Raw genomic sequence first — 22,828 nt, 5'->3', positions numbered from 1 at the left:
CATGATCGTTCCTCGGGTGGCCATCGGCACCGACGTGCACGCCTTCGAGGCGGGCCGGCCGTGCTGGGTGGCTGGCCTGCACTGGCCCGACCAGGACGGCCTGGCCGGGCACTCGGACGCCGACGTGGCCGCCCACGCCTCCTGCAACGCGCTGCTCTCGGCGGCCGGGCTCGGAGACCTGGGGACGAACTTCGGCGTGGGGCAGCCCGAGTGGGCCGGAGCGTCGGGCGTCGCCCTGCTCACCGAGAGCGCCCGCCGGGTGCGGGCCGCCGGCTTCGAGATCGGCAACGTGTCGGTGCAGGTGATCGGCAACCGGCCGAAGATCGGGCCGCGCCGCGAGGAGGCCCAGCGGGTGCTCTCCGAGGCGGTCGGCGCGCCCGTCACGGTCTCCGCCGCCACCACCGACGGCCTCGGCTTCCCCGGGCGCGGCGAGGGACTCACCGGCATCGCGGTGGCCCTGGTGTACCACGCCCCGGCCGCCTAGGCTCGCGCGATGTCCAGCGACACCACCCCCGACCGGTCCGCCGCCGACGGCTACCTCCAGCGGGCCCAGCTCCTCGCCGAGCTGGGCCGCTACGACGAGGCGGCCACCGAGGTCTCCTACGCCGTCGCCCTGGACCCGGCGGACGCCGGGGCGCTGACCATGCTCTCCAGGGTCCACCTCGCCGCCGACCGGCCGGGGGAGGCGCTCACCGCCGCCGACGCCGCGGTCTCCGCCGCCCCGGAGAACGTGCCGGCGCTGGTCGCCCGCGCCCTCGCGCTGGCCGACCTGGAGGAGTACGCCGAGGCTGCCCGTACCGCCGACCGGATCCTGGCGCTGGGCCCCGACGACGCGTACGCGCAGAGCAGCGCCGCGGCGATCCTGGCCGGCTCGCGCAACGGGCAGCCGGCGCTGAACGCGGCCTGGCGCGGGGTGGAGCTGGCGCCCGAGAGCCCGCAGGCGCACCTGGTGCTCGGGCTGGTGGCGGCGAACATGCAGATGTTCGACCTGGCCGAGCGCGCCTACCGGGAGGCGCTCCGGCTCGACCCGCAGCTCGCCGAGGCCCGGCACGACATCGGGGTGCTGCGGCTGGAGCAGCGGCGCTGGAGCGAGGCGCTGGAGCACCTCGCCGACGCCGCCGCGATGAGCCCCGGCCGGGTCGACTCCGGCCGGACCATCTCGGTCGGCCTGCGTCAGCTCGTCGTCTACGGCGCGGGCTGGACGATGATCACCGCCGTGCTGATCGCCTGCATGGCGCCGGGCAGCGCGGGGCTGTCCCGGGTCGCGGCGGCGTTCGCGGCGCTCGGCGGGGCCCTGGTGGTCTGGCGCTTCGCCGCCCGGCTGCCCGGCCTCTCGCGCACCATCCTGCCCAGCCTGCTCCGCTCCGACCGGATCCTGGCGCTGGCCGTCTACGCGGCGGCCGCCGCCCCCGGGCTGATCCTGCTCTACGCCCTCATCGGCACCCCGTGGCCGCTGGTCCTCGCCATCGTCGCCGCGGCCGCCGCCGAACTCGCCGTGCTGTCCCGTACGCAGGTCTGACGGCCCGCCGCCGGGCGGTCTCCGGGGAACTCCGGCGGCCGGGACGCGCCTCAGCCGCGGCGGGCCCAGGTCCAGGCGTAGCCGTCGTCCTCGCAGGCGCGGGCGGCGTCGCAGAGGTCGAGCGGCCGGAAGGTGTCGACCATGACGGCCAGCTCGTCGAAGTGGTCGGCGCCGATGGAACGCTCGGCGGCGCCCGGCTGCGGGCCGTGGGTGAAGCCGGACGGGTGCAACGAGATCGACCCCTGCTCGATGCCGGAGCCGCGCCGGGCCTCGTAGTTGCCGCCGGTGTAGAAGAGCATCTCGTCGGAGTCGACGTTGTGGTGGTTGTACGGCACCGGGATCGCGTCCGGGTGGTAGTCGACCTTGCGGGGCACGAACGAGCAGATCACGAAGTTGGGACCCTGGAAGGTCTGGTGCACCGGCGGCGGCTGGTGGATCCGGCCCGTGATCGGCTCGAAGTCGTGGATCGAGAAGGCCCACGGGTACATGTGCCCGTCCCAGCCGACCACGTCGAACGGGTGGTTCGCGTAGACGTAGCGGGTCCAGCCGCGCCGGTGCCGGACCAGCACCTCCACGTCCTCCCCGTCGACCAGCAGCGGGGCGTCCGGCCCCCGGACGTCGCGCTCGCAGTACGGGGAGTGCTCCAGGAACTGGCCCCGCACCGAGAGGTAGCGCTTGGGCGGGCCGACGTGGCCGGCCGCCTCGACGGCGAGCAGCCGGGTCGGCGCGTCGCCGGTCGGCACCAGCCGGTGGATGGTCGAGGTGGGGATGACCACGTAGTCGCCGGGCACCGCGTCGAGCACGCCGAAGGTCGACTCGACCCGCAGGTTGCCCGACTCCACGTAGAGGCAGTGGTCGCCGGTGGCGTCCCGGAACAGCGGGGACGGCCGGTCCGCCAGCACGTACGCGATGCGCACGTCGTCGTTGGCGAGCAGGTACCGCCGGCCGAGCACCGGGTCGGCGCCGGCGCCGTCGAGCTTGTGGGTGCGCAGGTGCCGGGGCTTGAGCGGCAGGTTCGGCACCCGGGTGAACGCCGGCGGGGTGAACTCCTCGGCCGCCACGATCGCCGTCGGCGCGTGCCGGTGGTAGAGCAGGGACGAGTCGGAGGAGAAGCCCTCCTGCCCCATCAGCTCCTCGGCGTAGAGGCGGCCGTCGGGCTGGCGGAACTGGGTGTGGCGCTTGCGCGGCACCTCGCCGACGCTGCGGTAGTACGGCATCTCGCCTCCCGGTTCGTCCCGTTCACCGATCCAGCGGCGTCCGATAATCGGACGCTGTTGTCCGTTCCTTGTAGCGTCCCGTACATTCTTGTCTCGTGTCAACGCAGGTGCCCGCGCTTCTCGACGGCCTCGTCGACGACGCCGCCGTCTTCCCGCCCGGCAGCGCGCCGCTGCCCGACGCCGTCGCCGCGCACCGGCGGCACCGCACCTCCTGGTACGCGGGCCTGGTGGGCCCGCTCCTGGTCCCGGCCACCAGGCTGCCCGAGCTGGCGGGCCTGCTCGGCGCCGACGAGCGGATCGCGGTCGGCGTGATCGGCGACGTGCCGCTCGACCGGCTCGACGAGGTGCGCGCCGCGGTCGACCCGCGCATCCGCGTACGCCAGGTGGAGGCGGCGGTCGCCAGACGCGGCGAGGACCCGCTGCCCGGCCTGGCCGAGCTGGTGGCGCAGGCCCGCCGGGCCCATGACGGCCCGGCCGCCCTGGACGCCGTCCACGCCGAGCTGCCGCTCACGTTCGGGCTGATGGGGGCGCTGGACGCGCTCGCCGCCGCCCGCGCCGACGGGGTGCCGGTCGCCGCGAAGTTCCGCACCGGCGGGGTGGCCGCCGAGCTCTTCCCCACCCCGGCCGAGCTGGCGGCGGTGATCTGCGCCTGCCGCGACCGGGCCCTGCCGTTCAAGCTGACCGCCGGGCTGCACCAAGCGGTCCGCCACCTGGACCCGGAGACCGGTTTCACCCACCACGGCTTCGTCAACGTGCTCGCCGCGACGCTGGCCGCCGCCGGGGGCGCCGGGGTGGACCGGGTCGCCGAGCTGCTCACCGCCACCGATCCGCGCCCGCTGGTGCGGTACGCCGAGGCCGGGCTGGACGCCCCGCGCCCGGTGTGGATCGGCTTCGGCTCGTGCAGCATCCTGGAACCACTGACCGATCTGATCCGGCTGGGGCTGGTGAACGGGGGCTTCGAGGCATGAGCGAGCGTCAGCGAGCGAGTCATCTCGGCGGGCCGGCATGAGCTGGGTGACGGGTGCCGACGGTTCGCCGTACGGCGTGAGCAACCTGCCGTACGGGGTGTTCCGCCACGGCGGGCGCGCGCCGGGCGTGGGCGTACGCATCGGCGACTTCGTGCTGGACCTGGCCGGCGCGGAGGAGGCCGGTCTGGTGCTGGCCGCCGGGACGCTGGGCCGGCCCACGCTCAACGGGTTCATGGCCCTCGGGCGTCCGCAGTGGACGGCCGTCCGGCAGCGGGTGACCGAGCTGCTCACCGACGCCACGCACCGGCCGGCGGTGGAGCCGCTGCTGGTGCCGCTGGCCGAGGCGCGGATGGAGCTGCCGTTCGAGGTCGCCGACTACGTCGACTTCTACTCCTCGGAGCACCACGCGTCCAACGTGGGCCAGATCTTCCGCCCCGGCCAGCCGCCGCTGCTGCCGAACTGGAAGCACCTGCCGATCGGTTACCACGGCCGGGCCGGCACCGTGGTCGTCTCCGGCACGCCGGTGGTGCGGCCGAGCGGGCAGCGGGCCACCCCGCAGGGCCCGGTCACCGGCCCGTCCGTACGCCTCGACATCGAGGCCGAGGTCGGTTTCGTGGTGGGCGTGCCCAGCGCGCTGGGCGACCGGGTCCCGGTCGACGACCTCACCGACCACGTCTTCGGCGTCGTGCTGGTCAACGACTGGTCGGCCCGGGACATCCAGGCCTGGGAGTACCAGCCCCTCGGCCCGTTCCTGGGCAAGTCCTTCGCCACCTCGGTCTCGGCCTGGGTGACCCCGCTGGACGCGCTCGCCGACGCGTTCGTCCCCGCTCCCGAACAGGACCCGCTGGTCGCCGACTACCTGCGCGACGTCCCGCACCTGGGGCTGGACCTGCGCCTGTCGGTGGAGTGGAACGGCGAGCGGGTCAGCGAGCCGCCGTTCGCCACGATGTACTGGACGCCGGCCCAGCAGCTGGCCCACCTCACCGTCAACGGTGCCTCGCTGCGCACCGGCGACCTCTTCGCCTCGGGCACCGTCTCCGGACCGGAACGGGGGCAGGTCGGCTCGTTCCTGGAGCTCAGCTGGGGCGGGAACGAGCCGGTCACGTTCGCCGACGGCGCGACCCGCACGTTCCTGGAGGACGGCGACACGGTGACCATCACCGCCACCGCTCCCGGCCCGGACGGCACCACCGTCGCCCTCGGCGAGGTGAGCGGGAAGATCCTCCCCGCGCGCTGACCGCATTTCGAACGACGGTCCCCGGTCGCACAGTTGGTGCGACCGGGGACCGTCGTTCGTCCGTTGATCGTCGCGGATTCCGTCGCCATGCCGCGCCGGGCCCGGCCGGTCGCCCCCCTTCCGGTCCGGGCCCGGCCGCCGGTTGGCGTACCGACGACAGGAAGGTGACGACGATGAACGTTCTCCCGGGCGCCGTGTGGCGCACCAGCAGCCGCTCCAACGACCAGGGTCTCTGCGTGGAGGTGGCGGACAACCTGGTCGACGCGCTCGGCCTGGTGGGCGTACGCGACTCCAAGGATCAGGCCGGCCCCGCGCTGGCGGTCAGCCCGCCGGGATGGGCGGCCTTCGTGGGCGCGATCCAGGCCGGCCAGTTCGGTCGCTGACCGGCCGTTCCCGACCCGCGATCCGGGGCCCCGGCGGTGGATTTTCCGCCCCAGGGGCCCCGATCCGCGTTCACGCGGCGTACCGTCGACGCCACGGGAGGTGCCATGTCGACGGTGGTGGTCACGGAGCTCGTGGCGGCGCACGACGTCGTCCTCTGGCGGCTGCTCACCGACCTGACCGTCCGCACCCGGCGCTTCACCGGCCCGGTGCAGGTGCTCACCCCGGGCCCGTTCGGCCCGGGGACGGCCTGGCGGGAGACCCGTTCCCAGCCCGACGGCACCGCGCTGGTCGAGGAGTTCGTCGTCATCGAGGCCGAGTCGCCCCGGCGGCTGGTGCTCGCCTCGCGGGGCGCCGGCGTCGACTACCGGATCACCTGGACGCTGCGCCCGGTCGAGCGGCGACGCCGGGGCCGCACGGCCGTCACCGTCGAGCAGGAGGCGGTGCCGACCGCCCCGTACGGCCGGGTGGTGGCGCTGCTGCTCGGCGGGCTGGCGGCGCGGGCGGTCGAGCGCGCGCTGCGGCACGATCTCGCCGACCTGGCCGCCGCGGCGCTGTCGGAGGCGACCGAGGCGGCCTGAGCCGGGCACCCGGCGGCGAGGCCGTGTCCCACCCGGCGGCGGCGTCGGGCCCGCCGCCCGCGACGTTCCCGCGCGCCGCCGGTGACCTGACCGGCCCCGGGCCCTCCTTACTGGGTAGGGTGCCGGGCGGAGGTGCGGCATGGGGTTGCGGAACGGCCGGCGGCGGATCGCGGTGGCGGTCGCGGCGCTGCTCGCCACCGTCGCCGTCGCGGCGACGGTGTACCGGGTGCTCGCTCCCGCCGAGGTCAGCACGCCCGCGCGGGCCGGCTACCCGCCGGCCGCCTCCCCCGCTCCCGGTGTGGTCGGTCGGCTGCCCGTCGCCCCGCTGATCGTGGACGGCCGGCTGCGCGTCTACGCGGCCCACCGCCAGGTCTACGCCGACCGGCCGGTCGGCGGCCGGCACCGGACCACCCCGTTCTGGTCCTACCGCCGCTGGCCGGCCGCGCTGGACGGGGTCGTGGCGTCCGGGACGACGGTGGTCACCCGCTGGTCGGACGGGCGGGTCGTGGCGCTGGACGCGCGGACGGGCCGCGTCGCCTGGCGGGCGGACGGGCCGGCGCCGGTGGGGGAGCGGGCGGTCCGACGCACCGGCGCGGCGACGGTCTGGGACCCGCGAGGGCTCTTCGTGGCGCGGGCGGCCGACGGCCGGGAGGTCGTGCTGACGGCCGGGGCCTGGGTACGCGCCGTGGACCTGACCGACGGCCGTGAGCTGTGGCAGTCGCACACCACCGTCACGTTGCCACCCGACGAGAGCGCCTGCCGGGACGCCGTCGGGACGACCGCCTCCGGGCAGCTGATCATCGTCGACTCCTGCGGGAACTCGACGGTGGTGGAGTTCCGCGACGCCGCGACCGGCAGGGTGGGCCTGCGCTGGCGGCCGGCGGGCGCCGGCGACGAACTGGTGGCGACGCCGGTCGGCTGCGGGACCGGCCGGACCGGGTGCGCCGGCCTGCGCACCGCCGCCCCCGGCGACGACGCGGGCCGGGGCTGGCTGCTCGGCGCCGGGGAGCCGGCCGCCGCGCCGGCTCTGGACCGGCCGGACGCCGAACTCGTCGACGGCACGGCCGTGGCGGTCGTCGACGGGGTGGTGGTGGGCCGCTCGGCGCGTACGGGTGCGGAGCTGTGGCGCCGTGCCGACCTGCCGCAGGCGCGGCTGGTGGCCGTCCAGCCCGGCCGGGCGCACCTGCTGACGGGGACGAACGACCTGGTGACGCTGGACCCGGCGACGGGGGCGCAGCGGTCCTGGTTCGTGCTCAACGCGGGCTCGGACGGCGTCGGCTGGGCGCCCGGGGCGGCGTACGCGGCCGGCGGGTTCGTGGCCGTGGAGCGGCTCCGCAAGCCGGTCGACCCGACGGGCGACGACCAGCGCTACTACCTCACCTCGGAGCCGGTGATTCTCGCGGCGACCTGACACGCCGGGCCGGGCCGGTCACTCGACAAAACGGACATAAGTTATTTATAGTCCCACCTGTGCGACTCCTGGCAGCCCTGTTGGGCGCGATCCTGATCCTCGTCACCGCGTCGCCGGCCGACGCCGAGCCGTCGCGTCGCGCGGCACCCGTAGTGCGACGGTGACCCGTCCCGATGGCCTGGCCGGGCCCGCGTCACCGGGCCGAGCCTGACCCCTCCCGGTCACGGTCGGGCACCCACGTCGGCCGCACCGCACGCATGCCGGCGGATCACCCGCCCGGCCGGACGATCGGGGCCCGCGCGCCGGCGGGTCGGCCGTCCCGGGCCGGCCCCGGCGCTGTTCGCGGCCCCGCGCACCGACGGCCGGTGGCGGGACCGGAGACTCCGGTCCGGTCCGCGAGGGGATGGCGGACCGGACCGGTCCGGACTCAGGCCAGCGCGGCCTCGGCCGCGGCCAGGAAGGCGTCGTTCTCGGCCGGGGTGCCGACGGTGACCCGGACCCCCTCGCCGGCGAACGGCCGGACGATCACGCCCCGAGCCTCGCACGCCCTGCCGAAGTCCACCGTCCGGTCGCCCAGCGGCAGCCAGACGAAGTTCGCCTGGCTGTCCGGCACGTCCGGGACGAGCTTGCGCAGCGCCTCGGTCACCCGGTCGCGCTCGGCCACCACGAGGGCGCACCGCCGTCGCACCTCGTCCTCCTGGGCCAGCGCGGCGAGCGCGCCGGCCTGGGCGGCCATGCTGCTGGAGAAGGGCGTCACGACCTTGCGTACGGCCGCCGCGACCGCCGGCTGGGCGACCAGGAAGCCGATCCGCAGGCCGGCCAGGCCCCAGGCCTTGGAGAGCGTCCGCAGCACGACCACGTTCGGCCGGTCCAGGTAGGTGAGGCCGTCCGGCACCTCCGGGTCGGTGACGAACTCGCGGTACGCCTCGTCGATCACCACGAGCACGTCCTCGCCGACCGCGTCGAGGAACCGGTCCAGCTCCGCCCGGCGTACCGAGGTGCCGGTCGGGTTGTTCGGGTTGCAGACCACGATCAGCCGGGTCCGGTCGGTCACGGCCGCCGCTATCGCCGCCAGGTCGTGCCCGTGCCCGGCGTCGTTGGGCACCCGTACGCTGGTCGCGCCGCTGGTCGCCGCGATGATCGGGTAGGCCTCGAAGGAGCGCCACGCGTAGAGGAACTCGTCGCCGGGCAGGCAGGTGGCCCGGACGAGGTGCTCGGCCAGGGCCACCGACCCGCATCCGGTGGCGATCCGGTCGGCGTCCACGCCGTACCGTTCGGAGAGCGCCCCGCGCAGCGCCACCACCCCCATGTCCGGGTACCGGTGCACCCCCGCGACGGCCTCGGTGACGGCCTCCACCACGCCGGGCAGGGGACCGAACGGCACCTCGTTGCTGGCCAGCTTGATCGCCTCGGGGAGCCCGAGCTCGCGGGCCAGGTCGACCGGACTGCGGCCGGGCACGTAGTTGGGCAGCGTGTCCAGGTCGGCGCGGGTCAGTCGCAGCGCCGGCCGGTGGCGTCCGGGGTCGGTCATGGGGTGTCTCCCGAGGGGTCGGTGCGGTCTTCCTGGGCGGCGGTGCCGTCGCCGGGGGCGGCGCGGCGGTTGCGGGGGAGCTGGACCACCACGGTCTGCGCCCGCTTGTCGTGCAACGCCTGGCGCAGCGGGTGGTCGAAGAGCGGGGAGAGGGCGTCGACGAGCTGGAGCAGCAGGCCGAGGCCGCAGCAGTACCAGAGCAGGGTGGGCAGGCCGAGGGTGTTCCACCGGCGCAGCGCCCTGCCGAAGCCGAGCGGCTCGTCCGCGCTCACCGGCACCACCTTGACGCCCACCAGCCGCTTGCCGAAGGTCTGCCCGCCGGAGGCCATCGTCGGCACCTCGTACGCGAGCCAGAGGGCGGTGGCGATCAGCAGGATGACGACCTGGAGGCCGCCGGCCTGCTCGCTGGGCTGTGGCAGCCCATCGGTGGAGGTGTCGCCGGCCATCGCCCGCCGGAACACCTCCCGCCAGTACGGCGTGACCTCGTCGACCAGCCGCCAGACGAACCAGCCGTTCACCACCGCGTTCAACGCGAAGACCACGGCGAAGTCGATCAGCCGGGCGACCAGCCGGGCGCCGAACCCGGCCAGCGGGAGCCCGTGCGGGCGAGGCTCCGGCGGCCGTCCCGGCCAGCCCCCCGGCGGCCAGCCGGGCGGCGGGCCCTGCGGGTGCCCGTGCCCCTGCGGCGGCTGCCAGGGGTACGCCTGCCCCGGCAGCGGCCGGCCGGGCTGCGACCGGCCGGCGGGTGCCCCGCCGACCCCGGGTGCGCCGGGGGCGCCGGGGGCCGGGACGGGGGCGGCGGGGGCCGGGACGGGGACGGCAGGCGGTGTCGGGGCGGGCGGCGGCTCAGCCGGCGGCGGGCCCTCGGGCGGGGTGGCGTCGACCGGGATCGGCGCGCCGATCCAGCCCCCGCCGTCCCAGTAGCGCCGGGTGTCCGGATCCGCCGGGTCGACGTACCAGCCCGGTTCGACGCTCATGCCCTGGCCTCGCTCTGCTCGCTCACGCAGACACCTTAACGACGACGGTGCCGGCGAACTTGTCGTGGAGGCACTGCTGCCAGGGCTTGTCCCACAGCTGCCAGAGCCCGTCGAGGTAGCTGAGGCCGGGCAGCAGCACCGCGGCGAGGAACTGCACCGCGTACCGCCTGCCGGCCATCTGCCGGTCCAGCGTGGCGGCCGGGTCGAGCGGCACGACCCGCAGCTTCATCACCCGCTTGCCGAACGTCTGCCCGGTGCGCTTCATGTACTCCACGTGGTAGAGCCAGTACAGCCCGAGCATCACCACCATCAGGCCCAGCTCCAGCAGCAGGATGGGCAGCATGAAGTCGGTCATGAACGACCCGGGGTCCGGCCCGACGAGCGTGCCGTCCGGGTCGGTCCGGGTCAGCTCGGTCGTCATGTTCCAGAACAGGAACACGAACGGCGGCACGAAGAGGACCATCACCACCAGCGTGCTCAGCGCGCCGTCGATCAGCGCCGCGAGCAGCCGGTCACCGAAGCCGGCGAGCGGCCGGTTGCCCGGCGCGAGCGCCGGGCCGGGGCGGGGCGGTCCGGCCCAGCCCGGGGGCGGCGGCATCCAGCCGGGTGGTGGGGCCTGACCGGGCGGGGCGTGCTGCGGCGGCACCGCGTACCCCTGGCTGGCGGGACCGGACGGCGGCGCGAAGCCGCCGGCGGCGGGCGTTGGCCCACCGGCCGGCGGCGTCGGGTACGTCGGAGGCTGCGTCACGCCGTCAGTGTTACAGGTTGCCGCGCTTCTCCTGCTCCCGCTCGATCGCCTCGAAGAGCGCCTTGAAGTTGCCCTTGCCGAAGCCGAGCGAGCCGTGCCGCTCGATCAGCTCGAAGAAGACGGTCGGGCGGTCCTGCACCGGCTTGGTGAAGATCTGGAGCAGGTAGCCGTCCTCGTCCCGGTCCACCAGGATCTTGCGGGCCTTCAGCTCCTCGATCGGCACCCGCACCTGGCCGATCCGGGCGCGCAGCTCCGGGTCGTCGTAGTAGGAGTCCGGGGTGTCCAGGAAGTCGACGCCGGCGGCCCGCATCGCGTCGACGCTGGCCAGGATGTCGTTGGTGGCGACGGCGATGTGCTGGGCGCCCGGGCCCTGGTAGAACTCCAGGTACTCGTCGATCTGCGACTTCTTGCGGGCGAGCGCCGGCTCGTTCAGCGGGAACTTGACCTTGCGGGTCCCGTTCGCCACGACCTTGCTCATCAGCGCCGAGTAGTCGGTGGCGATGTCGTCGCCGATGAACTCGGCCATGTTCGAGAAGCCCATGACCCGCTTGTAGAAGTCGACCCACTCGTCCATCCGGCCGAGTTCGACGTTGCCGACCACGTGGTCGACGGCCTGGAAGAAGCGCTTCGGCTGGAGGCCGGCGTCGATCATCGGCTGCCGGTCCACGATCGGCTTGCGGGCCACGAAGCCGGGCAGGAAGGGGCCGCGGTAGCGGGACCGGTCGACCAGGGTGTGCCGGGTGTCGCCGTACGCCGCGATGGTGGCCAGCCGGACGGTGCCGTGCTCGTCGGCGACGTCGTGCGGCTCGACCAGGCCGGTGGCGCCCTGCGCGGTGGCGTGCGCGTACGCGGCGTCGACGTCGGGCACCTCCAGCGCGATGTCGGAGACCCCGTCGCTGTGCCTGGCGACGTGCTCGGCGCCCTCGGCGTCCGGGCGGACGGCGCCGGTCAGCACGAAGCGGGCCGAGCCGCTGGTCAGCACGTACTGGGCGTGGTCGCGGTAGCCCTGCTCCGGCCCCCGGTACGCCACGCAGGTCATGCCGAACGCGGTGGAGTAGTAGTGGGCGGCCTGCTTGGCGTTGCCCACCAGGAAGTGCACGTGGTCGAGGCCCCTGACCGGGAACGGGTCGCGGCTGATGTCGTGGTCGACGGCACCGACGAGCACGTCGACGTCGACGTCGTCGGTCGGGTGGGGTCGGTCGAGCGCCTGGGTCATCGCGGTCTCCCTCAAGTAACCGGTCGGCTCGTGGCCGCCGCCGTCGGTCGTGTTCGGTGCTGCTGTGCTTCGGGTGCTGCCGTGCTTAGCGTGCTGCCGTGCTCCGGTGCTGCTGTGCTTCGCGTGCTGCCGTGCTCCGGTGCTGCTGTGGCGAGGATCGCGCCGATGGGGAGCACTGGGCAACTGTCGGCCCCTGACCTGGTCAGGTTGCGCATTCAGTAGGGTGCGACGGCATGAGCGATGGTCAAGCTGTACAGCTGGACGCCCTCGACGTGCGGTTGATCGAACTGCTCGCCGCGGAGCCGCGGATCGGGGTGCTGGAGTGCTCGCGGCGCCTCGGCGTCGCCCGGGGCACCGTCCAGGCCCGGCTGGACAAGCTGGTCGGGCGGGGGGTCGTCGGCGGGTTCGGGCCGGAGATCTCGCCGGCGGCGATCGGGTTCGGGGTGACCAGCTTCGTCACCCTGGAGATCAGTCAACGGCACGGGCACGACCGGGTCGCCGCGCACCTGGCCGCGATCCCCGAGGTGTTGGAGGCGCACACCATCACCGGCTCCAGCGACCTGCTCTGCCGGATCGTGGCCCGCTCGAACACCGACCTCCAGCGGGTGATCGACCAGATCGTCTCGTACGAGGGCATCCGCCGCGCCTCGACGATCATCGCCCTCGCCGAGCAGATCCCCTACCGCACCCTCCCCCTGATCCGCTCCACCACCCCCTGACCCCGCCCGCCCTCCCGCCCTCGCCCGCCCCCCGCCCGCCCCCGCCCGTCGGCGGCGATCTCGCAGTTGCGGCCCCGGCACACCGGATCTTTCGGGCAGCCCGAGGGCCGAAGGTGCAAGATCGCGGAATCGAGAGTGGCGGGGGTGGGAGAAAGGGGGGCGACACGGCGGTGCGGGAGCGCGGGAGTTCGGTGGTCGTCGCTACCGTGTGCGTGTGGCGAAGGCGGGCGGCCTCGGGGGGTGGCGTGGCGGGCTGCTGCTCGCGCTGATCGTGGTCGTCGCGCTCGCCGTCACCGGCGTCTGGAACCCGTTCCCCGCGGTGTGGACCTGGGTCGACCGGAGCGAGCCGATATCCGAGCCGGACGTGGTCTGGCAGCAGCGCGTCGGCGGCACCCCGCGCAGCGTGACCATCGCCGGTGACGCCGTGGTGGTCGAGCAGCGCACCCGGGTGGAGGCGCGCAGCCTGGCCACCGGCACCCAGTTGTGGGAGCGCAAGGCCGACTGGGCCGCCGTGGCCGGCGGCGGCCGGGACCCGGTCGTCGTCGTGGGCAAGCTGCTGGTCAAGGGGTACGAGGTGCTGGACCCGACGACCGGCGCCACGCGGCGGCGCAGCGGCGACGCGGTGGCCGTCTGGACGTACCGCAACATGCTGCTCGACGCCCGCTGCGTCGACGCCACCGACTGCACGCTCAGCGCCTGGGACCCGCGCGGCACCGCCCCACTCTGGACGGCCTTCGTGCCCGGGGTGCGCAGCGGGCTGCTCGGCGACAACCCGGGGCTGCTCGGCACCCGCCGACTCGACGCCGTCCGGATCGACGAGGAGGTGGCGGGCCCGGAGCCCGTACCGCCGCTGCTCGGCTTCCCCATCGACGGCCGGGTGCACGTGCTCGACACCGCGACCGGGCGGGTGCTCCAGAACGTCGAGCCGGGCCGGGACGAGCGGCTCTCGGTGGTCGGCGGTCGGCTGCTGCGCATCACCGCCCGGTCCCAGGACGGCGCCTGCTACTTCGCCATCTCGGGCCGGGACCCGGCGACCGGCCGGGAGACCTGGCAGCGGGCCGGGATCAACCTGCGGACCGCCGACAACGCCGGCTGCGCCCAGCGGGAGGACCCGCACGGCGCGCGGAACGTGCTGATCGGGGTCTCGCCCGACGCCCGCGAGGCGGTCCTCGACGGCTACGACGGGCGACTGCTCCTGGTCACCTCCGCCGGGGAGCGGCTGCTCGCGGTCGACGACCGGTACGCCCTGGTCCGGTCCGCCGACAAGAGCGCGGTGGTCGGCCGGGAACTGGGCACGGGGCGCGTGCGGTGGAGCCGTCCCGCCGGGGCGAAGGCCGGCGCCGCGCTCACCCCGTACGCGGCCGTGCTCGCCGACGAGAAGCCGTCCCGGCTGGTGGCGCTGGACCCGCGTACCGGGCGGGAGTTGGCGACCCTGCGCACCTCCGCGAACGCCCTCGCCGTCGGCCCGCAGGGCATGATCATCGGGGAGGGGCGCGAGATCGGGTACGTCCGCTTCGGCGGTTCGGCGGGCGTCCCCGCCCCACCCGGCGTCCCCGCCCCACCCGGCGACGCCGGCGTGCCGGGCCCCGGAAGCACTGCGGGGGTTCCCGCACCGGAGGACAGCTGCGGCCCGAAGCGGGAGCTCTGCCCGGGGTGAGAGCGTCGTCCCAGGACCGACCCGGCGGGTGGGACTGGACGCCCCCTCTGCCCTAGGCTTTCCGCTCATGAGCAGTGCCGCCGCGTTCTCGTACGCTCCCTTGCTGCCGACCGGTCCCGACCAGACGGAATACCGGCTGGTCACCGACGAGGGCGTCGACGTCGTCAACGGGCCGGGGGGGCGCCGGTTCCTCACCGTGGAGCCGACCGCGCTCACCGCGCTGACCGCCGAGGCGATGCACGACATCGCCCACTTCCTGCGCCCCGCGCACCTGGCGCAGCTGCGGTCGATCATCGACGACCCGGCGGCCTCGCCCAACGACCGGTTCGTCGCGCTCGACCTGCTGCGCAACGCCAACATCGCGGCCGGCGGTGTCCTGCCCATGTGCCAGGACACCGGCACCGCCATCGTGATGGGCAAGCGCGGCCGGCACGTGCTCACCGACGGCAGCGACGCCGAGGCAGTCTCGCGCGGCGTCTACCAGGCGTACACCCGGCTGAACCTGCGCTACTCGCAGCTCGCGCCGCTGACCATGTGGGAGGAGCGCAACACCGGCAGCAACCTGCCCGCCCAGGTCGAGCTCTACGCGGAGGACCCGGACGGGCACCCGGACGCGTACAAGTTCCTCTTCATGGCCAAGGGCGGCGGCTCGGCCAACAAGTCGTACCTCTACCAGGAGACCAAGGCGCTGCTGAACCCGACGCGGATGATGCAGTTCCTGGAGGAGAAGCTGCGGCTCATCGGCACGGCGGCCTGCCCTCCCTACCACCTGGCCGTCGTCATCGGCGGCACCTCCGCCGAGTACGCCCTGAAGACCGCCAAGTACGCCAGCGCCAAGTACCTCGACGCGCTGCCCACCTCCGGCTCGATGAGCGCGCACGGCTTCCGGGACCTGGAGCTGGAGGCGGAGGTGCTGGAGCTGACCCGCAACTTCGGCATCGGCGCGCAGTTCGGCGGCCGCTACTTCTGCCACGACGTGCGGGTGGTCCGGCTGCCCCGGCACGGCGCCTCCTGCCCGGTGGCGATCGCCGTCTCCTGCTCGGCCGACCGGCAGGCGGTCGCCAAGATCACCCCGTCGGGCGTGTGGCTGGAGCGGCTGGAGACCGACCCGGCGCGCTACCTGCCCGACGTCACCGACGAGACGCTCGACGCCTCCGAGGTGGTCCGCGTCGACCTGAACCGGCCGATGGACGAGATCCGCGCCGAGCTGTCGAAGTACCCGGTGAAGACCCGGCTCTCGCTGACCGGCCCGCTGGTGGTGGCGCGCGACATCGCGCACGCCAAGATCGCCGAGCGGCTGGACGCGGGCGAGCCGATGCCGCAGTACCTGCGCGACCACGCGGTCTACTACGCCGGCCCGGCCAAGACCCCGGAGGGCTACGCGTCCGGCTCGTTCGGCCCGACCACCGCCGGCCGGATGGACGCGTACGTGGAGAAGTTCCAGGCCGCCGGCGGCTCGCAGGTGATGCTCGCCAAGGGCAACCGGTCCGCCCAGGTCACCCGCTCCTGCCAGCAGCACGGCGGCTTCTACCTCGGCTCGATCGGCGGCCCCGCCGCCCGGCTCGCGCAGGACTGCATCAAGCACGTCGAGGTCCTGGAATACCCGGAGCTGGGCATGGAGGCGGTCTGGAAGATCCAGGTGGAGGACTTCCCGGCCTTCATCGTGGTCGACGACAAGGGCAACGACTTCTTCGCCGAGGTCACCAAGCCGGTGCTGACGGTGGGCCGCCGCTGACCGGGCTGGGCGATCATCTGCAGGTCGGCGTGCGGCGCGGCAGGATGGTACGCGTGACGACTCCAGATGCGACGGGATACCGGATCGAACGCGACTCGATGGGCGAGGTGGAGGTGCCCGCCGAGGCGCTGTGGCGGGCGCAGACGCAGCGCGCGGTGCAGAACTTCCCGATCTCCGGGCGGGGCATCGAGCCGGCCCAGATCCGGGCGCTGGCCCAGATCAAGGGGGCGGCTGCCGAGGTCAACGGGGAACTGGGGGTGATCGGCGAGGACGTGGCGGCGGCGATCGCCGCCGCGGCGGCGCACGTGGCCGACGGTGGTTACGACGACCAGTTCCCGATCGACGTGTTCCAGACCGGCTCCGGCACGTCGTCGAACATGAACACCAACGAGGTGATCGCCACCCTCGCCGGCCGGGAACTGGGCCGGGGCGTGCACCCGAACGACGACGTGAACGCCTCGCAGTCCAGCAACGACGTCTTCCCGTCCTCGATCCACCTGGCCGCCACCGAGGCCGTCACGCGGGACCTGCTGCCCGCGCTGGCCCACCTGGCGGAGGCGCTGGAGGCGAAGGCGGCGGAGTTCGAGACCGTGGTCAAGGCCGGCCGTACGCACCTGATGGACGCCACCCCGGTCACCCTGGGCCAGGAGTTCGGCGGGTACGCCGCCCAGGTCCGCTACGGCATCGAGCGGCTGGAGGGGGCGCTGCCCCGGCTGGCCGAGCTGCCGCTGGGCGGCACCGCCGTCGGCACCGGCATCAACACCCCGCTCGGCTTCGCCGCGAGGGTCGTCGAGAAGCTGCGCGCCTCGACCGGGCTGCCGCTGACCGAGGCGCGCAACCACTTCGAGGCGCAGGGCGCCCGGGACGCGCTGGTGGAGACCTCCGGGCAGCTGCGTACGGTCGCCGTCGGTTTCTACAAGATCGCCAACGACATCCGGTGGATGGGCTCGGGCCCCCGCGCCGGGCTGCGCGAGCTGCGCATCCCCGATCTCCAGCCCGGCTCGTCGATCATGCCGGGCAAGGTGAACCCGGTGGTCGCCGAGGCGGTGCGTCAGGTCTGTGCCCAGGTGATCGGCAACGACGCCGCCATCGGGTTCGCCGGCTCGCAGGGCGACTTCGAGCTGAACGTCATGCTCCCGGTGATGGGCCGCAACCTGCTGGAGTCCATCCGCCTGCTCGCCGCGTCGAGCCGGCTCTTCGCCGACCGCCTGGTGGCGGGCCTGGTCGCGGACGCCGAGGTCTGCCTGGCGTACGCGGAGGGCTCCCCGTCCATCGTCACCCCGCTCAACCGTCACCTCGGGTACGACGAGGCCGCCTCGATCGCCAAGGAGGCGCTGGCCAAGCAGGTCTCGATCCGCGAGGTGGTCGTCTCCCGGGGGCACGTCGCCTCGGGCAAGCTGACCGAGACCCAGCTCGACGAGGCGCTCGACCTGCTCCGGATGACCCACCCCTGAGCCCCGCGCCGGTGCGGTCGTCGCCGTCCCCGGCGGCGACCCGCCTCGGGCTCAGCTCCGGCCGGCGGCCTTGCGGGCGCGGTAGGCGGTGACGGCGGCGCGGTTGCCGCAGCCCGCGTCGCAGAACCGGCGGCACCGGTTCTTCGAGAGGTCGACCAGCACGTTCTCGCAGTCCGGGTGGTCGCAGACCCGCAGCCGGCTCAGCTCCCCGCTGCGGACCAGATCCGCCATCGCCATCGCCGCCTCGACGGCCATCCGGGTCGCCAGCGGCGCGTCACGCGGCACGGCGTGGAGATGGTAGGGCTCGTCGTCGTGCGTGATGAGCTGCGGCAGCGCGTCGTTCTCGCGGAGCAGCGCGTTGACGATGGCGACGACCTCGTCGGTGTCGGCGTGCCAGATCCGCCGCAGTCGGGGCCGCAGCCGGCGTACCGCCAGCAGCTCCTCCTCGGTGTGCTCGTGCCGACCGCTGTAGGAGTGGGCGACGTAGAACGCGTCCAGGGCGGGGACGTCGGGCAGGGCCTCGCCGTCGCGGCCGTCGGTGTTGACCAGCGCGGCGGCGGCGCTCAGGGAGCATTCCGTGTCATGAGCGAAAAGCAACTTGACTCCTGTCGGGGCATCCGCCTAGCGTCATCAGCATACCGGCATTTGGCTCATGACAGCTGGGAGTGGATCGATGCGTCAACCACCCGTCGCCGGGCTCGGTCTCGGCCTCGCCCTGCTCTCCGCCGTCACCTTCGCCACGTCGGGGACGTTCGCCCGCTCCCTCATCGACGCGGGCTGGTCGGCCGAGGCGGCCGTGATCGCCCGGGTCGGCATCGCCGCGCTGGTGGTCGCCGTCCCGGCCGTGCTGTCCCTGCGAGGCAGGTGGCACGTGCTGCGCCGCAACCTCGCCGCGATCGGCGTGTTCGGCCTGCTCGGGGTCGCGACCGCCCAGGTCTGCTTCTTCAACGCCGTCCGGCACCTGCCGGTCGGCGTGGCGCTGCTGCTGGAGTATCTCGGCATCATCCTGGTGGTGGGCTGGATGTGGCTGGTCCACGGCCAGCGTCCCCGCCGGCTGACCGTGGCCGGCTCGGTGGCGGCCCTCGCCGGCCTGTTCTTCGTCCTGGACCTGGCCGGCGCCGGCCGGCTCGACCCGGTGGGCGTGCTCTGGGGCCTCGGGGCGGCGGTCGGGCTCGCCGGCTACTTCGTGCTCGCCGGCCGGGTGGACGAGGGGCTGCCCTCGGTGGCCATGGCCAGTGGCGGCATGGCCGTGGGCGCCGCCGTCCTGCTGCTGCTCGGCGCGGTCGGGGCGCTGCCGCTGCGGGCCACCTTCGGCGAGGTCACCTTCGCCGGGCAGCGCACCAGCTGGCTTCTCCCGATCGCCGGCCTGTCGCTGGTCGCCGCCGTCGTCGCGTATCTCGCGGGGATCGCGGGCACCCGGATCCTCGGCGCGCGACTGTCGTCGTTCGTCGGGCTGACCGAGGTGATGTTCGCCGTCCTGATCGCCTGGTTGGTGCTGGGCGAACTGCCCACCCCGGTGCAACTGCTCGGAGGCGCCCTGATCGTCGCCGGGGTCGCGCTGGTGCGCGTGGACGAGCTGCGCGCTCCCCGCGCCGAGGAGCGCCAGGATCCACGCGCCGCCGCGCCCGCTCTGCCGTGAACCGAACGGCCCGCCCGGGTCCATAGCGGATGAAAAACAGATTCACGTCATAGCCGACGCTGCCCTGGCGGAATGCTCACCGGTGATGTCTGATGGCTGCCACGTCCCTCAACGAGAGGATCCGATGTGGTGAGCAAGCGCTTCACCGCCGGTGCCGTCGCGTCCGCGACCGCGCTGGCACTTGCGGTGACGGGCATGAGCGTGCCGGCCAGTGCCGAGCCGAGCAGTGCCCGTACTTTCACCGTCGTCGCCGAGGACGGCGTGTCGGCGGACGCCGCCATCGCCGCCATCCGGTCGGCCGGCGGCACGGTGGTCTCCCGCTCCGACGACGTCGGCATGTTCCGGGTGACCAGCGACCGGGCGGACTTCGCCGCGAAGGCCACCGCCGCCACCGCGCTGATCGGTGCCGCCGAGCAGAAGGCCATCGGCCGCAAGCCCAAGCTGGACCGGGTCGAGCAGGAGCACCTGCTGGCCGCCGCCGCGGCCAAGGGCACGGGCGCCAAGCGTGGCAAGAAGATGGACCCGCTGGACGAGAAGCTCTGGGGCCTGGAAATGATCAGGGCCGACCAGGCCCGCAAGGTCGAACCGGGCGACCGCCGGGTCACCGTCGGCGTCCTGGACACCGGCGTGGACGCCAGCAACCCCGACATCGCGCCCAACTTCAACTGGGCGCTGTCGCGCAACTTCGCCCCGGACCTGGTGGACGTCGACGGCCCCTGCGAGGTGGCGAGCTGCCTCGACCCGGTCGGCACCGACGACGGCGGGCACGGCACCCACGTGGCCGGCACGATCGGCGCCGCCGCCAACGGTTTCGGCCTCTCCGGCGTGGCCCCGAACATCTCGCTGGTCGAGCTCAAGGGCGGGCAGGACTCCGGCTACTTCTTCCTGGAGCCGGTGGTCAACAGCCTGCTGCACGCGGGCAAGGCCGGCCTGGACGTGGTCAACATGTCCTTCTACGTCGACCCGTGGCTCTACAACTGCACCGCCAACCCGGCCGACTCCCCCGAGGACCAGGCCGAGCAGCGGGCCACCATCAAGGCCGTGAAGCGGGCGCTGAACTTCGCCCACGCCCGGGGCGTCACCCTGGTCGGCGCGATGGGCAACAACCACGAGGACCTGGGCGCCCCGCGTACGGACGTGTCGAGCCCGGACTACGGCGACACCGCGCCCTACCCGCGCCCGATCGACAACGACAGCTGCTGGGACCTGCCCACCGAGGGCCCGAACGTGATCAGCGTGTCGGCGGTCGGGCCGTCCGGCAAGAAGTCGGACTACTCGAACTACGGCACCGAGCAGACCGCGGTGGCGGCGCCGGGCGGCTGGTTCCGTGACGGCTTCGGCACGGACACCTACCGCACCGACGCCAACATGATCCTCTCGACGTACCCGAAGAAGGTGCTCCAGGAGGAGGGGTCGGTCGACGCGGACGGCAACATCGTCGCCGGGTTCGAGGAGACGGTCTTCAAGGAGTGCAAGGCCAACGGCGAGTGCGGGTACTACACCTACCTGCAGGGCACCTCGATGGCGGCCCCGCACGCCTCCGGCGTCGCCGCGCTGATCGTCAGCAAGCACGGCAAGAAGGAGCGGAACGGCGGCTACGGCATGGCGCCGAAGCTGGTGGAGCAGCACCTCTACCGGACGGCGGCCGAGCACGCCTGCCCGGAGCCGCGCCTCCAGTCGTACGCCAACGAGGGCCGCGACGCCGAGTTCGACGCGTACTGCGCCGGCAGCCTCAACTTCAACGGTTTCTACGGTTACGGCATCGTCGACGCGTACGCGGCGGTGAAGACCCCGCTCAAGCCCAACGCCCGCCCGTAACGGCGGACAGCGGGGGCCCGGCCGACACCCTCGGCCGGGCCCTCGGCGCGTCCGGCGGCGGGCGGACGGCCGGCGGACCGGTGCCCGGGGTGCCCGGTTCACGGGCGCCAGCCACGGGCGGCGAGCGCGGCCCGGGCCTCGCGCAGGACAGCCGGGAAGTCGTGGCGCAGTCGGCGGCCGGTCACCGGCAGCACGAGCCAGCCGGCGCCGACGAACCCAGCCAACCGGTCCAGTTCGCCGCCCGGGGAACCGGCGGGTGCGCCGGCCTCCTCGCCACCGTGCGCGACCGCCACCCGGTAGGCCGGCCACGCCAGGTCGGCGTGCACCACCAGCCCACCGGCGACCCGGACCGGGTGCCGGGCGGCGGGGCGCGGCAGCCCGGCCAGCACCAGCCGCACCCGCAGCTCGGACTCCGCCGGCGAGCGGGCACCCGGGTCCGCGAGCCCGAACACCCAGCGTGCCCGGCGCCCGCCGGGCCGCTCGGCGTGGCGCCCCGAAATCTCGGCGAGCGCCGCGCGGGTGGTCAGCCCCTGTCGGAGCATGGTGTCCACGATGCCCACCGCCCGGAGCGGTTCGATCCAGACCGCCGTCTCCCACGCCGCCGTGGTCGGCTCGGTGCCGGCCGGTGGGCCGGCGGTCCGGAGCTCCCCCACCCGCAGGCCGCCCGCGCCCCGCGACCCCGCCGCGCTCGGGCCGCCCCCGGGTCGGTGGGCCCCGACGCCCGCGCCGACGCGTGGCCGGCCGGCGGGGGCGGGTGGCGGCGCCGCGGCCGGGCCCGTGGAGTGCACGCGCAGGCCCCGCTGCGCACCGAGCCGCGTCGCCCTCGGGACGACGACGTGCACGTCGTCGGTGAAGGAGGCGGCGTGCGTGACGCCGTGCAGGAAGGCCGCCGAGGGGCCGGCGACGACGGCCTCGGGCGGAAGCCGCAGGGCGGCGGCCCGGCACGCGAGGGCGTGGTCGCGTTCCAGCCGGGCGTCGGCGTAGACGTCGTGGCGCAGCCGCAGCCAGGCCGAACTGCGCAGCTGGTGCTCGGTGACGAGCCCCTGCCGGATCGCGTCGGAGCCGCGGAAGACCTGCCAGGCGAGCGGGCCGGGCCGGTGCGGTCGAGGTGGCATGCGGAGAGCGTGCCCGTCGGCCGGGCGCCCCCGGCAGCCCTGTGGACAACCGGTGCCACCCGGCCGACCGCCGACTGTGGACAACCCGCACGACCGCCGACCGGCGTGGTAAAGAAGCCTCCGCCGGGTGCGGTCGACGCTCGGGAGCGGTCCGGGCCAGGTAGCGGGCCCGCGGTTCGGCGAGGAGCGGCGGCTCAGGAGAGGGCGGCGGCGACGGCCGTGGCCGCGGCGAGGACCTGGGCGCCGACCGCCTCGGCGTCCAGCGGGGCCAGCGCCACCACCCCGACGCTCGCCTCCAGCCCCGGCACCCCGAGCACCGGGGCGGCCACGCCGTACGCCCCGGGCTGGAGCTCCCCGGCGGTGCTCACCGGGCCGGCGGTGCCCGCGCGGCCGGCGAGGATGGCCCGCCCGGCCGCCCCGCGCTCCAGCGGATGGCGTGCCCCGGTGCGGTACGCGACGTGGAACGACGTCCAGCTCGGCTCGACGACGGCGAGCGCGACCCCCTCGCCGCCCTCGACCACGGTCAGGTGGGCGGTCGCGCCGGCCTGCTCGGCCAGCCGGCGCAGCGCGGGCAGTGCCCCCTCGGCGAGCAGCGGCTGGGCCCGCCTGGCCAGGTGCAGCACCCCGGCGCCGAGGCGCAGCCGGCCGGTGCCGTCCCGGCGCACCATGCCGTGCGCGGCGAGCGCGCCGACCAGCCGGTAGATGGCCGCCCGGCCGACGCCCAGCCGGTTCGCCGCCTCGGTGACGGTCAGCCCGCCCGACGCGTCGGCGACCAGGTGCAGCAGCCGCAGCCCCCGGTCCAGCGTCTGCGCCGTCTCGCCGCCCCGCGCCGTCGTCTCCACGAGCAGCAGCGTACGACCCGGCTCCGGACAACCGCCGAAGGCGTGGACGGCTACCCTTGTACG

Annotated in this window: 21 protein-coding genes; 13 read left to right on the top strand and 8 right to left on the bottom strand. The window is 74.5% G+C overall.

Translation table 11 applies throughout. From position 1 onward, the window contains the following. The first annotated feature begins 1 nt into the window (after position 1). Together ispF and V6V16_RS11185 are read left to right on the top strand one after the other, a co-directional pair. Positions 2-484: a 2-C-methyl-D-erythritol 2,4-cyclodiphosphate synthase gene (ispF, locus tag V6V16_RS11190; protein WP_334561899.1), complete on the top strand. Its 483-nt coding sequence runs from the start codon at positions 2-4 to the stop codon at positions 482-484. Between the two features lie 9 nt (positions 485-493). Then, positions 494-1,519 (top strand): tetratricopeptide repeat protein, encoded by a 1,026-nt coding sequence (locus tag V6V16_RS11185; RefSeq protein WP_334561898.1) that lies wholly within the window; start codon positions 494-496, stop codon positions 1,517-1,519. 50 nt (positions 1,520-1,569) lie between these two features. On the opposite strand, the gene V6V16_RS11180 is transcribed toward V6V16_RS11185, so the two are convergent. Next, positions 1,570-2,736: a homogentisate 1,2-dioxygenase gene (locus V6V16_RS11180; RefSeq protein ID WP_334561897.1), complete on the bottom strand. Its 1,167-nt coding sequence runs from the start codon at positions 2,734-2,736 to the stop codon at positions 1,570-1,572. A gap of 95 nt (positions 2,737-2,831) precedes the next feature. On the opposite strand from V6V16_RS11180, the gene V6V16_RS11175 reads away from it, so the two are divergent. From V6V16_RS11175 to V6V16_RS11155, 5 genes are all read left to right on the top strand, one after another. Continuing rightward, positions 2,832-3,704, top strand: coding sequence for a hypothetical protein (locus V6V16_RS11175; RefSeq protein WP_334561896.1), 873 nt, complete (start codon positions 2,832-2,834; stop codon positions 3,702-3,704). A 37-nt stretch (positions 3,705-3,741) separates the two neighbouring features. Next, positions 3,742-4,941, top strand: a complete 1,200-nt coding sequence (gene fahA / locus V6V16_RS11170) for a fumarylacetoacetase (RefSeq protein ID WP_334561895.1) — start codon at positions 3,742-3,744, stop codon at positions 4,939-4,941. Between the two features lie 173 nt (positions 4,942-5,114). Further along, on the top strand, positions 5,115-5,324 hold the full coding sequence (locus tag V6V16_RS11165) for a DUF397 domain-containing protein (protein WP_334561894.1): 210 nt from the start codon (positions 5,115-5,117) through the stop codon (positions 5,322-5,324). A gap of 105 nt (positions 5,325-5,429) precedes the next feature. Further along, complete coding sequence (locus V6V16_RS11160) at positions 5,430-5,903, top strand: SRPBCC family protein (protein ID WP_334561893.1); 474 nt, start codon at positions 5,430-5,432, stop codon at positions 5,901-5,903. Between the two features lie 139 nt (positions 5,904-6,042). Further along, entirely contained in the window at positions 6,043-7,314 is a 1,272-nt protein-coding gene (locus V6V16_RS11155; protein WP_334561892.1) for an outer membrane protein assembly factor BamB family protein, read from the top strand. Positions 7,315-7,741: 427 nt separating this feature from the next. Here V6V16_RS11155 and hisC read toward each other — a convergent pair whose 3' ends face one another. From hisC to hppD, 4 genes are read right to left on the bottom strand one after another with little or no spacing between them, the layout of a single operon-like run. Then, entirely contained in the window at positions 7,742-8,845 is a 1,104-nt protein-coding gene (gene hisC / locus V6V16_RS11150; RefSeq protein ID WP_334561891.1) for a histidinol-phosphate transaminase, read from the bottom strand. Beyond that, positions 8,842-9,822 (bottom strand): RDD family protein, encoded by a 981-nt coding sequence (locus tag V6V16_RS11145; RefSeq protein WP_334561890.1) that lies wholly within the window; start codon positions 9,820-9,822, stop codon positions 8,842-8,844. Before V6V16_RS11145 ends, hisC begins: the two co-directional genes overlap by 4 nt. Positions 9,823-9,844: 22 nt before the next feature. Next, positions 9,845-10,570 carry an RDD family protein gene (locus V6V16_RS11140; RefSeq protein ID WP_334561889.1) on the bottom strand — a complete coding sequence of 242 codons (726 nt, stop codon included), beginning with the start codon at positions 10,568-10,570 and terminating at the stop codon, positions 9,845-9,847. A 10-nt stretch (positions 10,571-10,580) separates the two neighbouring features. Then, positions 10,581-11,786, bottom strand: coding sequence for a 4-hydroxyphenylpyruvate dioxygenase (hppD, locus tag V6V16_RS11135; RefSeq protein ID WP_334561888.1), 1,206 nt, complete (start codon positions 11,784-11,786; stop codon positions 10,581-10,583). Between the two features lie 233 nt (positions 11,787-12,019). Between hppD and V6V16_RS11130 the strand changes: the two genes are divergently transcribed. The 4 genes from V6V16_RS11130 (at position 12,020) to V6V16_RS11115 (ending at position 17,351) form a co-directional block, all read left to right on the top strand. After that, entirely contained in the window at positions 12,020-12,505 is a 486-nt protein-coding gene (locus tag V6V16_RS11130; protein WP_334561886.1) for an Lrp/AsnC family transcriptional regulator, read from the top strand. 214 nt (positions 12,506-12,719) lie between these two features. Further along, positions 12,720-14,162: an outer membrane protein assembly factor BamB family protein gene (locus V6V16_RS11125; protein WP_334561885.1), complete on the top strand. Its 1,443-nt coding sequence runs from the start codon at positions 12,720-12,722 to the stop codon at positions 14,160-14,162. Between the two features lie 67 nt (positions 14,163-14,229). Beyond that, complete coding sequence (locus V6V16_RS11120) at positions 14,230-15,897, top strand: fumarate hydratase (protein WP_334561884.1); 1,668 nt, start codon at positions 14,230-14,232, stop codon at positions 15,895-15,897. 44 nt (positions 15,898-15,941) lie between these two features. Then, positions 15,942-17,351 (top strand): class II fumarate hydratase, encoded by a 1,410-nt coding sequence (locus V6V16_RS11115; protein ID WP_334561883.1) that lies wholly within the window; start codon positions 15,942-15,944, stop codon positions 17,349-17,351. A 51-nt stretch (positions 17,352-17,402) separates the two neighbouring features. Here the strand turns inward: V6V16_RS11115 and V6V16_RS11110 are convergent, their stop codons facing one another. After that, positions 17,403-17,948 (bottom strand): CGNR zinc finger domain-containing protein, encoded by a 546-nt coding sequence (locus V6V16_RS11110; RefSeq protein WP_334561882.1) that lies wholly within the window; start codon positions 17,946-17,948, stop codon positions 17,403-17,405. A 76-nt stretch (positions 17,949-18,024) separates the two neighbouring features. Here V6V16_RS11110 and V6V16_RS11105 point away from each other — a divergent pair, with 76 nt between their 5' ends. Further along, positions 18,025-18,990 carry an EamA family transporter gene (locus tag V6V16_RS11105; protein WP_334561881.1) on the top strand — a complete coding sequence of 322 codons (966 nt, stop codon included), beginning with the start codon at positions 18,025-18,027 and terminating at the stop codon, positions 18,988-18,990. Between the two features lie 129 nt (positions 18,991-19,119). Next, a complete protein-coding gene (locus tag V6V16_RS11100) occupies positions 19,120-20,808 on the top strand; it encodes a S8 family serine peptidase (protein WP_334561880.1) in 1,689 nt (562 codons plus the stop codon). Between the two features lie 98 nt (positions 20,809-20,906). Here the strand turns inward: V6V16_RS11100 and V6V16_RS11095 are convergent, their stop codons facing one another. Continuing rightward, on the bottom strand, positions 20,907-21,923 hold the full coding sequence (locus V6V16_RS11095; RefSeq protein WP_334561879.1) for a hypothetical protein: 1,017 nt from the start codon (positions 21,921-21,923) through the stop codon (positions 20,907-20,909). Positions 21,924-22,117: 194 nt separating this feature from the next. Then, positions 22,118-22,765: an IclR family transcriptional regulator gene (locus V6V16_RS11090; RefSeq protein ID WP_334561878.1), complete on the bottom strand. Its 648-nt coding sequence runs from the start codon at positions 22,763-22,765 to the stop codon at positions 22,118-22,120. Positions 22,766-22,828: the final 63 nt, after the last annotated feature.

It is taken from the genome of Micromonospora sp. CPCC 205561 (assembly GCF_036906775.1).
Taxonomy (GTDB): domain Bacteria; phylum Actinomycetota; class Actinomycetes; order Mycobacteriales; family Micromonosporaceae; genus Micromonospora.
This window is presented reverse-complemented; position numbering and strand designations above follow the sequence as displayed.